Consider the following 12,406-nt stretch of genomic DNA (forward strand, 5'->3'; position numbering starts at 1 on the left):
AGATCAGGATGGAATTAACTTCGCATTCACAGCAGAGCGATGTTGCGTACGTTGGATTATTTGAGGGCAGCGGCTTCACGTACTTTGATCGCCTCGTGTATCTCTGCCTGGCGCGCACGGTTGATCGGAAATCGCCAAATAAGTGGCGCTCCGCAAGCCATGCCTAGCGCCGGAAGCCATACAGCCACAAGCCGAATTGCGAATGCGCCTGTTGCAGTCTGAGAATGCGCCGCTGCATTAAAATCGAGCCAACCAAGTACAGCCAACCCAATCGCAGCTGAGATGCCTGTCATGGATTTTGCTACAAATGCCAGAATTGCCGAGTAAATTCCGGAGCGATCCTCTCCCGTGCAAAGACGCTCGTGGTCCATGATGTCGCCCATCATTGCCGGGACAGTAACTCCCACCGCAATTTGGCAAAAACACGTTATGGGATACAGCGTAACCATGAAGGGAAAACCTGCACTTCCAACAGGTGCAAAGCCCATTCCTGCGTACGCGATGGATGCGAGTATTAGTGAAACAGCCCAAACATGGTGCCGTTCATATTTCAGACAAACCCATCCCCAGAACGGCAATCCCAACAGTGTGAAAGGCACGCCTAGCAATAGAATTATTGGCAACTGCTCCGCGAGTCCCAAGTAGGAATCGGCATAAAGATACGTAACGCCAGCAGACATTCCGTTCAGAAATGTGACGGGAACAAAAGCGATTAGTAGATGTAGCAACGGACGATTATTGGTAACCGCATGCAAGGTGCCTCGCCAATCACCCACCGCACTTGATTCTGTTTTGGTTGACGGACTACCGCCTTCGGGAACTGTCGCCAAAGCATAAAGATTCAGCAGCGGCACACAGACTGCGATCAGCACTGCAGTAAAGCCGAGCGTCTGCATGGTCATCTCAGTCGTTTCAGAAAGGCCGAACGCTTTTGACAGAAATGGAACCACGTAGAAAATTAGACTTCCAAACATCATCCCCATTGAGCGCCAAAGTTGTACGCGCGCACGCTGTACGTAATCGCTTGATAAGCCCAAGGCCCAAGCGCCATAAGGTATTTCAGTTAGCTTCCATCCGACATACGTCACGATGGTCCAAATGGTGTAATAAGTAATCGTCACATTCGGAGGTGGGCGATATAGAAACCATAAGCCAACAACCGTAACTATGGTCCCAGCCACAATCCATGCCTTTCGCGTACCTGCCTTTCGGAATGTTGCGTCAGAAAGATGCCCAATGAGTGGATAAGTTATTGCATCGAACAAGCGCGAGAAAAGCATCGCACCCGCAATTGCTGTCAATGACAAGCCACCAAATTTTGCATATATGCCCTGCACGCTACTTTCAGGCGCATGCATAAATCCCAGCATTACTGCTGGCATAGAAAAAGCAAAAAGCATGCTGCGACGTAGGTTGGAATCGTTATTCAAACTGTTGTCCTCCATGCTCACGCTTGTACAACTCGACAACATGGATCGCGCTTGAATCGGGTTGCAGATAATTATTGAACGCGACGTTCATGGGCGGTCCCAGTCCAGTACAACCTTCGCTGCTATGCCGCTCTTCATGGCTTGGAAGCCATCGGCGAAATTCGTGTAATGCAAGCGGTGCGTGATGATAGGCATGAGGTCAAGGCCAGACTCAATCATGGTCGACATTTTGTACCAGGTGTCATACATCTCACGCCCGTAAACGCCCTTGATCGTAAGCATTTTGAAGATCACGGAATTCCAGTTGATGGCCACGTCATTAGGCGGAATTCCAAGCATGGCAACCTTGCCCCCGTGAGCCATGCTCTCTATAAGGCCACGGAAGGCATCGGGGTTCCCAGACATTTCTAGCCCCACGTCGAAGCCTTCTTTCATGCCGAGTTTTTTCTGCACCTGTTCGATCTTTTCTGTGCGCACATCGACGCCGCATGTTGCGCCCATCTTTACTGCAAGCTTGAGGCGCTCTGGATTGATGTCGGTAACGACGACATGACGCGCGCCTGAATGGCGGCACACCGCTGCAGCCATGATGCCAATTGGGCCCGCTCCAGCGATCAATACGTCTTCGCCTAGAAGTGGAAAGCTGAGCGCTGTGTGCGTGGCGTTTCCGAAAGGATCAAATAAAGAGGCAACGTCTAGATCGATGCCAGGCTTGTGCACCCAGACGTTGGACATCGGTAGCGCCACGTATTCGGCGAATGCACCAGATCGATTTACACCGATGCCACTCGTAAATGCGCACAGATGCCGACGGCCGGCCATGCAGTTCCGGCAGCGGCCGCAAACCACATGACCCTCTCCTGAAACAATCTGTCCAGCATGGAAGTCGTTGACGTTAGAGCCGACCTCCACGATCTCCCCGACGAACTCGTGTCCAACCACCATAGGCAAGGGAATTGTCTTCTCCGCCCACGCGTCCCAATTCCAGATATGCATGTCAGTGCCGCAGATGGCTGTGCGCTTGACCTTGATCAGTACATCGTTGATGCCCATTACAGGCTCTGGCACGTCTTCCAACCACAGACCTTCGCAAGAGTGCTTTTTGATTAAAGCTTTCATCGATATCCCTTTTCACGAAACCACAAAACTCAAGTCGAGTGTGGACATGAAGCGCACATCTGGATATCCATGAAAACACTGAAAGCGCGCCCGTCGCCGAATGTCAGTTACTCACTAGAAATGTAACCGCGAGTGAAGCCCGTCAGTGGAACTACCTAATTTCTATAGATAATTTTCATACGGCGAGCACTGCATGTAGATTTAGCCGTATGACTAAGAAAATTATACAAACGACTAATAAGCGCAAGGCCGCTCCTACACCAGCCAAGAAACGAGCTATTTCGCAACCAGATGCGCGTGAAAAACTGCTGGCAGCAACACGCCAAGTCATAGCAAAAGATGGCTTTTCAGAAGCCTCGGTCAAAGCTATTGCTCGCAAGGCAGGGGTCAATCACGGCCTTGTGCACTACCACTTCGGCGGTAAAGAGCAAATGCTTTTAGAGTCATTCGTGCAAGGCAACTATGGCCTTGAAGGCATGCGCGAACTTCGAGCCAAATGGTTGCCAAAGGATTACGTTCGCGGCGCGTGCGCTATGACGTTGCTGGAAATAAAAGAACAGCCCGATATGTTTCGAATTGGCGCGCAGCTCTCGGCGCAAAGTCTTTTACCCGGAGCTGTTCTTGGCAAGCAAGTAAGAAAATATATGAAGTCTGCAATCCAAGAACTTGCGGAGCTTCTGGCGGCTACACACAACCGGAAGCCGACGAAGCGAGATGTTGCTATTGCGCTAGTCCTCAACGGTGGCGCTAGTGCGATTGCACATTGGTCATTGCGCGATCCGACTGCGGATGCAACCGCAGCACTCAGCGTCCTGGAAGAAATAATAGAGCGCGCGCTATTACCTGAAAAGGTAAAAACACCATCGCGTAAGAAGCGCGCGTAAGCATCCACAAACTAGACTATTGATATCAATGCAATCGAATAATCTTGCTGCCTTGGCGGCAGCCTGCTGGGATTTCCATATCGGCGAATACCCGCCTCTTGCGGCTGAACACGGTGATCCGCGCGCACGACATATATTCCTGAAGGAATCCATCGCCGATCATCGCCACCGGAATCTGGTCGATCGGGAATTCATCTTAAAACTCGAAGCGATCAATCGTGAAGAGCTGCCCTCGCAAGATCGCATCACATACGATCTGTTGCACCGTGAGCTAACAGTGGTCTGCGAACAGTTCCGGCTAGAGGAATACTTACGTCCACAGATATATCCATTTGGACCTGAAGCCGTAATTGGAAGCGCGATCAGTAAGACTGTGCTGTCGGATGAGCAAGCCTTGCAAGACTATGTCATACGCTTAGCTTCAATCCCCCAGGTTTTCGAAGACTACCTCGAGCGTTTCAGACTGGGGGCATCCAGAGGCTATGTATTGCCAGCTGCCTTGCTTGAGCCTGTGTTGGCCACTGTCCGCGCTTACGTTCTCGAAGATGTCGAAGCTTGTGCTTGGTACAAACCTTTACGAAACATTCCGAAAGGGACAGTCCCAACCGCTCTGATAGAGGAAGTTTGGCAGTTAATTGCAAACGTACTCAAACCGGCCTACTTACACTACGCAGACGAGCTTGAAGCTATATATCGTCCAGCAATCCGCAACAGTGTCAGTTGTGCCGACGCCCCAATGGGACGAGAGTACTACCAACATCTAGTGTCTTATTACACGACGGCTGATGCAGATCCAGATGAAATTCATCGTACCGGACTAGCAGAAGTAGAGCGCATATCAACTGCAATACTGAAGACGGCAAATGAAGCGGGATTCGGCAACGACGTTGAGACATTTCAAAATTACTTACGCAGCGCAAAGTGTTTCTTCTCGACTGATGCCAACGCGCTCCGTGAAAGGATAGAGGTATTGTCCAAGCGTATTGATGGACGCATCCCAGAATTATTTGGACTGATTCCACGCATGACCTACGGCGTTGAATCAGTTCCTGAAGCACTAGCTGCTTATTATCCGATTGCATCTGCGCACCCCAACCCCGCTAACAATACGTCTGCAGGTAAGTTCTGGGTGACAAGCTTGGTTGAGCGTTGCCCAAGCTACCTTCATATTCCACTAGTCCTGCACGAAGGGTGGCCCGGTCATCTGATGCATATTGCACTGCTTCAGGAGATGAAGGATCTGCCCGCATTTCGGCGATACAGCATGGCTGGATATATTGCTTACATCGAAGGCTGGGCACTGTATTGCGAAGGCCTGGGCGAGGATCTAGGTTTGTACAGCGATCCATACCTCCGCTACGGAAGATTAGAGATGGAAATCCATCGTGCCGTTCGCTTGGTAGTGGACACAGGCATCCATGCGTTGGGATGGACTCGTCATGACGCTATTACCTATATGCAAAAGTACCTGACGACTAGCCCGGCAGCTATTGAGACGGAAGTGAACCGTTACATTGGCTTACCTGCGCAAGCCTTGTCGTACAAGACGGGTGAAATGAAGATACTGGAACTTCGACGTCGCGCTGAACAACGTCTTGGCTCTAAATTTTCGCTCAAGAAATTTCATGATCGCTTAGTGACTGCAGGTGCAGTGACGCTCGAGGTTCTCGAAGCGCACGTGCAAGAATGGATTGAGGGCGCAGAACACTGACTCGGCCGGGCAGCGGCAATCTCAGAAATTGTTGTCACTTGTGTTGGCAGAAAATGTCTTTATGTTTAGGCGCCCAACCCAAAGGGCGTTTAGTAGCTCTGCGCTCAGATTGCTGCCAACGGCTAGCTGCAAATACTGAGGAGATCGCCATGCATTCTGATCTTGCCGTGACTTTGCCAGCCAATGTTCGTCATTATTAACCGTCTAAATATAGATAACATTCATGTAGTTGCTCATAACAATCGATCTTTATGCATGAAATTATAGTTTTATGCATTAGAAGCGATTATCATGCCGGAACCCCGATTGATTGTGAGAAAGGAACATGCCTTTTAGAGCGGATGAAGCAGCCCGAGTTAGATACGAAGAGGTGGAGCGTTACCTCCTAATAAGAACCAGAGATACTGATGAGCCTGCAAGAGCGCAGAGCAAAGATGCTCTGCTAGATATCATCAATGAACTAGGTCCGGCTGTGGATAGTTACCCGACTTGGCACCCACTTGTTAGCAACCATGACGACCGCAATCCCGTCACGACACCTAGCGAACAATGCGGATACAACGGACTAGACCACACGAGATTCTTCGTTAACGGGTTTATTACGTGTCCATATGGGGATGGCCAAGATGTTATCGATTCCGTCGAAGCTCTTCCCTATAACAGCGCCGCAAACATCACTGCAGAGCGACTAAATGTGCAGTTCTACAATCCTGGGGCAACGCCGATTTTGGTCAAGTGCAAGTGGAATAAGCCACTTCTGCCAGGCCGGATGATTCCAATAGCTATCGCCATGCCATTGCTTTTGCAAAAGGAGATTCCATGCTGGGAATGGTCAGCGGTTGCTGAAACCTGGGAAACAATGCGCCACTACTTTCTAGGCACACCCCACGGAAGCAGATCGTCTCTTTTTGTGACGCCGGAGGATGGGCAAACGATAAAGAAGATCTGGAACGAGGTCATCAATACTGGAATGTTCGGCCCCATTAAAATTCGATGAACCAGCGATGGGGGAGTCCAATTGGCTCCGTATCTTTTAGCCAGTAAACGCTCAACTTAGTACTGAATGTGACCGGGGAAATCTGAAGTTAGTCCGGAAACTACAATCGTCTTAAGCACAGCACTCGTGCTGTTAGCTATATGATGCGCCGATATTAGATCGCTTCTAAAAGTGACAAAGGCAAACCTGAATTTGGTGCGCCAAAACAATGGGAGAACGCCTTGGGAAAGTCGTATGCAGTAGAACTCGACAACTTTGCGAATACTTACGAGTGGGCGCATAAGCAGGACGCTGCGAGTCTAGGCCGCCTAAAACATTTTCTTGCCAGATGGCATGGCGAGCATGTCAGAATTGTTGGGTCTGGAGGCTCGTACTCTGCTGCAGTAGCCGCAGCGCTTTTTAGAGAAATAGCACATCAGTCGCCTACGACCCCTTTGACTCCCATCGAGTTCGTTTCTTCGTTAAATCGTCTGGCTTCTCATAGCCTTCTGCTATCAGCTGAAGGTAAAAACAAGGACGTTCTTGCTGCAGCGCAGGCCTCCGCTCAAGCAGATATTAGTTGCGCCGCGGTAACGCTAACGGCGAGTAACCCTCTAGTCGATTTTGCTGTGAGTAATAAATCGCTGCGGACATTCTCGTATCCCATGGATTGGGGGAAAGATGGATACCTGGCCACGAATTCGCTCATTGGGACAGTTCTGATTATTTACAGAATGTTCTTCGGAGAAAAACGTTTTAGCGAGTCTCTTGCACACTTATTTAGTCAACCTCGCCTAACAAAGCGGCGTAACGAATTGGCTATTTTCCCAAGTGTAGAAGAGGCCAAGCGTCGCGGAATATTATTGATCTACTCCGCACAAGCAAAACCATTCGCTGTCGATTTTGAATCGAAGGCAGCAGAATCAGGGCTCGTCTCTGTCCAAATTACAGACTTACGTCAGTTTGCTCACGGAAGGCACCTTCAGCTCGCAGTTCGTCAGCAGCCCCCTTTCGTAATTTGCGTTTACTCGGAAACAGATTCAGCGTTAGCGCGTGAGATTACGTCTCACCTTCCTGATCGAAATTTTCACGAAATAAAGATTGATGGAATATCAGATCAGGATGTTTGCGTTGCGGGCTTGGTGGACGCGATGTATTTAATTGAGGCCTTCGCTAAAGACGCCGACTATGATCCCGGTCAGCCCGATGTGCCTGAATTTGGGCGCCGCATCCATGCCATCGACATACGAAAGGTGTCGGCTGCTCCCCAACCAGCCAAGCAGGACATACTTGAACTGGCCGCACGCAGAAAAATGGGCGGCGTAAAATCCAATCTGGTAAGTCCCCTTGTCAAAGAAGCTGCGGAAAGATATTGGGGAAAAATAACAAGAACGAAATTTAAAGCGATTGTTTTTGATTTCGATGGGACGCTGTGCCGAACCGAGAATCGATACGAGGGGATGCCAGCCTCGATCGTTGATCTGATTTGCCCACTAGTCAGCCAAGGATTGGTATTTGCCATTGCAACAGGGCGTGGAGATTCACTTAGAGACAGCCTGCTCCAGTCGTTCCCGAGCGAAATGCACAGTTCAATCGTAGTGGGTTACTACAGCGGGGCCTATATCCGGTCGCTTGATCAACCGTTTGAAAAGCCCGTTGCAAATCCAGAATTCGAAGAGCTTTGGAATTGGCTAAATTGCTCTCCATATGCTGACTTATTAAAGCCTCTAGATTCACTTGTTCGCGGAGGGCAATTTAGTTTGCGCATCCCAGACGCCCAGAGGTCTGCGCGACTTCGCTCAGCAATCGGAGCATGGCTATACGAGAAAAGAAAATCCTCTTGGCGCGTATTTTCCTCCGGTCATTCAATCGATGTTCTAGACGGCGTAACGAGCAAACGTAAAGTTGTTAGCGAAATTGCTCGGAAATATGGCCTGCAAGAAGACACTCAAATTCTGCGCCTTGGCGATAGTGGACACGAAGAAGGAAATGATTTCGAACTGCTTGATCAGGGCCTCAGCCTCAGCTGCGACAAAGTGTCCGCAAATCTCGCAGCATGCTGGAATTTTGGGCCGGCAGGGAATAAGCAAGCTGACGTGACGTCTTGGTATTTGCAGTCAATAACCAGTCAGCAAAACCTTTTTGAAATTGACGAGAGAACACTACTTCTAAAAATCTTTGAGCAGGTGCCTACAGCATGAAATCTCAGCTTGCTTTTACTTTGATTGGGCAACTGCTTAAGTGGGACGACGCAAAGTTTGCGGAGGAATTTCGCGAACTACAGCTGATGATCTCGCATAAATACGATGAATACCAAGGGTTCGAACCCGCAACTCGCTTTCACGTCGCGCTATTGAATTGGTTGAGTCAGTTTCCTGATATTGAAAAAAGATTGACCGCGTATCAGATCGTAAAGGATCGTTTGATTTTTATTAGTCAGCGCGAGATGAATCATCTCGTAAGTCTTTTTATGCCTATCGCAGAGCGTATGGCCAGAAAGAAGGTTGCTTATGAACTAGGCATACCCTTCTACGAAACCTGGTCGGATGAACAAGCGATAGGCCGATTAAAAGCTTTAGAACGAAGAACACTGTATGTCGGGTTAAGTGACGGCGCAAAAATGGATGTCTTTCGGCGCTATAACGAGGGCACTGTATCGAATGAGCAGGTCGTAGCGTTTAGTGAGATTGGCGATGACAAATGGAAGGACCTCCAGAACGAACTACAAAAAGACATGTGTCGCTCTGGGCCGCCGGATAAAAGAGATGCGACGTTTGAGATCGTGTGTCTTATCGATGATTTTTCAGGGTCTGGAGCATCTTTGATTAGATACGACGATAAAGAGCTTAAGTGGAAAGGGAAAGTTGCAAAGTTTCACAAAGCGAATAGGTTTCGAAAAGATACATTTCTTTCGGCGAATTGTCGCATCCATGTTCATCACCATCTTGCCTCTTCTAAGGCTAGTAAGCAGATTGAGGCTGATCTCAAGAAGTTTAAAGTTGATAACCCGGAGTTCGAATACACGTCTTCATTCTCATACGTGCTTCCGGACGATATCGTGATTAACGAAAATGACAGCGATAAAAAACTCGTTGCGCTTTTACAAGACTGGTACGACAAAGGGATTGAGGACGAACACACAAAATCCGATATCTGGTTCGGCTACAAACAATGCGGGCTACCTTTGATTTTAGAGCACAACACGCCAAATAATTCTCTTGCATTGCTATGGGCATCCTCCTCCAAGGACGACGCCAAGCCTTTCATGAAACCACTATTTTCGAGGCGGAAGCGCCACTCAAGCCATGGATAATCCGTTTAAGAAACGCCGAACGGAACTGATCGCCGATAAGCGCACACTACTTTCTCTCATTAGCCCTACGCCGGTTAACGAGTTCTTTCGCTCTGAAAAGTCTGAGTTACTTGAAAAGCTCACGATGGTCGTCGGCACGCCAGGCTGCGGCAAAACTACCATTGCGCAAATCGTAGAATTTGAAACGCTTGGTACGCTTTGTATTTCTCAGGGCGATCAGCTGAACGATAGCCTGATGGATGCGCTTACTTACAACGGCCTTATTTTGAATGGCGTCCCCGTGCTAATGGGCCATCGACTCGCGATGAGTACAAACTTTCGCGGGATTTGGGACTTGCCGTATTCGAATCAGACACGCTCTGCTTTGCTCAGGGCATTCGTGCAATCAAAAGCTGTTCTTGGCTGGTTTCGCCAACTTGAAGGAATGAATGTTTCACTAACTGACGTTGAAATCGTCATGGGTGGAAATGCGGATTCATTAGCGGTTATTACTGGGGCTGATAGTCCCGCTAAATTTCGGCAATACGCGAGAGACATTGAGCTTGCGATTTTCAAGATCGTTACTGCGCTCGTTCCTCCCGCTGAAGGTGCGATGGCAGCCCAGTTTTTGAATACAAGCTACGACGTTTTCGAAGCCCTGAAGTATTTCAAAATTAGAAATTGGCCAACACAAGAAGCGGATGCCTGGGTCAATCTGCGGCCGATGATCATTATTGACGACGCACACGAACTACACCCTGCGCAGTTTCTTGAATTACGCGACTGGTTGAAGACAAAGACAATTGGCGTATCACGATGGCTAATGTGTAGACCGGATGTTGTTGCCCCAGAAGATTATCGAGAGGCAATGACGCGAGAACACATGTACGAAGAAGGACTTGCGCCGGGGTCGACTAAGGGACGCGACTATCTTATTAAACTTATGGAACTTGGCTCTCGTGACGCCAGACGGTTCAAACCGATTGCGACCGACATCGCCAATCGATACATCGCCGGAATTCCAGAGTTCTCTCGCCGTTCAATTCGCGATATCCGGAACACCCTTGATGTTGGATCAGCGACACTTCCAGACGGGCAAATTAAACAGCTCAGAGAGGAAATTTCCAAGCTCGCGCGTGACTCTCGATTCTCCGACACGCTTGTCAATACGATAGGAGGGCGAATCCCTTCAAGTGCACGCGAAGACGAAAAGTTGGCCGCATTGCGCATACTACTTAATCGAGAGCGAAACAGAACACCCCAACTTGGGTTGCTTGGAGATGACACCGAGATCGGCGAGCCAGTCACCGATGAAAAAATGGCGGCGACGTCCCTCATCGACGGCGGACGAATACAGCTCATGCGTCAATTTGAGCGGCCGTATTACTACGGGATGGACAAGTTGATTGCTGCAAGCAATGTAAACATCGAACAATTTATTCGCCTGACAGGTTCATTGGTCGACGAATTGCTCGCTAGGATGATCCGTGGAAATAGCCCAACTTTGACACCAAGGAGCCAACACAAAGCACTTATCAATCAAGCGAATCAAACGATGAATGAGTGGGATTTTCCTTATAACAGCTCTGTTCGAATCCTAGTTCACAACATTGCGACGCGCTGCCAGGAAATTACTCTCAGGCCTAATGCGCCGCTAACGTTAGGCGCGAATGCAATTGGCGTTCCTCAGGACGAAATGGATCGCGTCCTGGAGCGGTCTGAGCGACTTACTCGAATATTGCATTTCGCTTTTGCATATAAAGCGCTCGTGTTTGTTCCGCAATACAAGTGCAAAGGTAAAGTGTGGTGCCTGCTTGAGCTCGGGGCGCTGCCCAGTATGGCTTATGGTTTGCGCCTAAGTCGGGGAGGATTTATTGAAGACACTCTTTCGGGGCTTCAGTCTCTTACTCCGGAGTTCTCTCAGTAATGAAACCCTTGATCACACATAAAAACGATGAATGCGCTCCGTTCTTTCAGGCTTTCATTCGCCCCGAGCGGAAAATACTTTTCATCGGGACTCTGGGCTTTAATGATCTTTGTTTAACGTTCCCTCGCTTACTCGCCCAATACCTTAACGTTGACTATCTCTTTCTTATTGAAGAGAGACCAGATGTGGCAGGAATTCTGAAGCAGTCGGCTGAACGAAATAGAGTTGAATTAACAAAAATTCTCGCAGGAAGAAAAATTTCTTTCGAGAGCATTAAAATCGTTGCTGACGATACGGCGAATGTCGCTGGTCGCAACGCAACTAAAGTCTGCGAGCCCTTAATTAAGCAAGGCTACACAGACGTATTTGTGGACGCTTCAGCAGCCTCACGCGGGGTTTGCTTTCCAGTTGTAAAGCAAGCCTACGAGAACGCCCAAGCAGATATAAAGATCAATGCACATGTCGTTATGGCTGGCCGCGCAAAGGAACCGCTAAAAGCAAAGTCGATGTCTAGCGATACCCCTCATTACATTCATGGCTTTCATGGGCGGATGGGGACCGACGAGTTACATGGCGTTATTAAACTCTGGATTCCGCAGTTGTCTGAGGGTTCCATTGCATCGCTTGAGCGAATTCACCGCGAACTTCGACCAGATGAGTCCTGCCCCATATTGCCATTTCCCGTCTCAAATCCGCGTCGAGGAGACGTCCTTCTGCGCGAATTTGAAAGACAAATCACCAGCGAGTGGGACGTCAATCTCTTAGATATAATTTATGCGCATGAAACAGACCCAACTGACGTGTGCCGCACTATTGCGCGCATTCATAAGAATCGACTTCAAGCATTTGAAAGATCTACGTTTCAACCGACGGAGACGATTTTATCGCCAGCCGGCTCCCGTATTGGTAGCGTTGGCATGGTCTTGGCCGCATTAAAACTGGACCTGCCAATAATGTATGAAGAGAGCATCGGATACAGTTCCGAGGTATCCTCTCTTCCAGATTTATCCGTTGGCCTACCTGAGCACCTCTGGCATGTTTGGATTCGGCCGTAATGAGAGAATCGA

9 protein-coding genes are annotated in these 12,406 nt (G+C 49.0%); 7 read left to right on the forward strand and 2 right to left on the reverse strand.

Going from position 1 to position 12,406, the window contains the following annotated elements; translation table 11 throughout:
- Window positions 1-56: 56 nt before the first annotated feature.
- Both CJD38_RS15370 and tdh read right to left on the reverse strand, forming a co-directional pair.
- Window positions 57-1,430, reverse strand: coding sequence for an MFS transporter (locus CJD38_RS15370; RefSeq protein ID WP_161554263.1), 1,374 nt, complete (start codon window positions 1,428-1,430; stop codon window positions 57-59).
- 87 nt (window positions 1,431-1,517) lie between these two features.
- A complete protein-coding gene (tdh, locus tag CJD38_RS15375) occupies window positions 1,518-2,549 on the reverse strand; it encodes an L-threonine 3-dehydrogenase (protein ID WP_107941263.1) in 1,032 nt (343 codons plus the stop codon).
- A 209-nt stretch (window positions 2,550-2,758) separates the two neighbouring features.
- On the opposite strand from tdh, the gene CJD38_RS15380 reads away from it, so the two are divergent.
- The 7 genes from CJD38_RS15380 (at window position 2,759) to CJD38_RS15410 (ending at window position 12,394) form a co-directional block, all read left to right on the forward strand.
- Window positions 2,759-3,433 (forward strand): TetR/AcrR family transcriptional regulator, encoded by a 675-nt coding sequence (locus CJD38_RS15380; RefSeq protein WP_107941264.1) that lies wholly within the window; start codon window positions 2,759-2,761, stop codon window positions 3,431-3,433.
- Between the two features lie 28 nt (window positions 3,434-3,461).
- Window positions 3,462-5,144: a DUF885 domain-containing protein gene (locus CJD38_RS15385; protein WP_107941265.1), complete on the forward strand. Its 1,683-nt coding sequence runs from the start codon at window positions 3,462-3,464 to the stop codon at window positions 5,142-5,144.
- Between the two features lie 325 nt (window positions 5,145-5,469).
- Window positions 5,470-6,141, forward strand: coding sequence for a hypothetical protein (locus CJD38_RS15390; protein ID WP_107941266.1), 672 nt, complete (start codon window positions 5,470-5,472; stop codon window positions 6,139-6,141).
- A gap of 221 nt (window positions 6,142-6,362) precedes the next feature.
- Window positions 6,363-8,321, forward strand: coding sequence for an HAD hydrolase family protein (locus CJD38_RS15395; RefSeq protein WP_107941267.1), 1,959 nt, complete (start codon window positions 6,363-6,365; stop codon window positions 8,319-8,321).
- The gene (locus tag CJD38_RS15400; protein ID WP_107941268.1) at window positions 8,318-9,433 is read left to right on the forward strand and encodes a phosphoribosyltransferase-like protein; all 1,116 of its coding nucleotides are present in this window, start codon (window positions 8,318-8,320) and stop codon (window positions 9,431-9,433) included. Before CJD38_RS15395 ends, CJD38_RS15400 begins: the two co-directional genes overlap by 4 nt.
- The gene (locus tag CJD38_RS15405) at window positions 9,426-11,339 is read left to right on the forward strand and encodes a P-loop NTPase family protein (RefSeq protein WP_107941269.1); all 1,914 of its coding nucleotides are present in this window, start codon (window positions 9,426-9,428) and stop codon (window positions 11,337-11,339) included. The genes CJD38_RS15400 and CJD38_RS15405 overlap by 8 nt, the downstream gene beginning before the upstream one ends.
- Entirely contained in the window at window positions 11,339-12,394 is a 1,056-nt protein-coding gene (locus CJD38_RS15410) for a hypothetical protein (protein WP_107941270.1), read from the forward strand. The genes CJD38_RS15405 and CJD38_RS15410 overlap by 1 nt, the downstream gene beginning before the upstream one ends.
- Window positions 12,395-12,406 lie beyond the last annotated feature (12 nt).

Source organism: Stenotrophobium rhamnosiphilum (assembly GCF_003052265.1).
Classification (GTDB): Bacteria; Pseudomonadota; Gammaproteobacteria; order Nevskiales; family Nevskiaceae; genus Stenotrophobium; species Stenotrophobium rhamnosiphilum.

What these genes read in the sequence shown, in the direction of transcription:
- tdh (WP_107941263.1), bottom strand. Translation starts at nt 2,549, where the DNA reads ATGAAAGCTTTAATCAAAAAGCACTCTTGCGAAGGTCTGTGGTTGGAA.
- CJD38_RS15380 (WP_107941264.1), top strand. Translation starts at nt 2,759, where the DNA reads ATGACTAAGAAAATTATACAAACGACTAATAAGCGCAAGGCCGCTCCT.
- CJD38_RS15410 (WP_107941270.1), top strand. Translation starts at nt 11,339, where the DNA reads ATGAAACCCTTGATCACACATAAAAACGATGAATGCGCTCCGTTCTTT.
- CJD38_RS15405 (WP_107941269.1), top strand. Translation starts at nt 9,426, where the DNA reads ATGGATAATCCGTTTAAGAAACGCCGAACGGAACTGATCGCCGATAAG.
- CJD38_RS15385 (WP_107941265.1), top strand. Translation starts at nt 3,462, where the DNA reads ATGCAATCGAATAATCTTGCTGCCTTGGCGGCAGCCTGCTGGGATTTC.
- CJD38_RS15390 (WP_107941266.1), top strand. Translation starts at nt 5,470, where the DNA reads ATGCCTTTTAGAGCGGATGAAGCAGCCCGAGTTAGATACGAAGAGGTG.
- CJD38_RS15400 (WP_107941268.1), top strand. Translation starts at nt 8,318, where the DNA reads ATGAAATCTCAGCTTGCTTTTACTTTGATTGGGCAACTGCTTAAGTGG.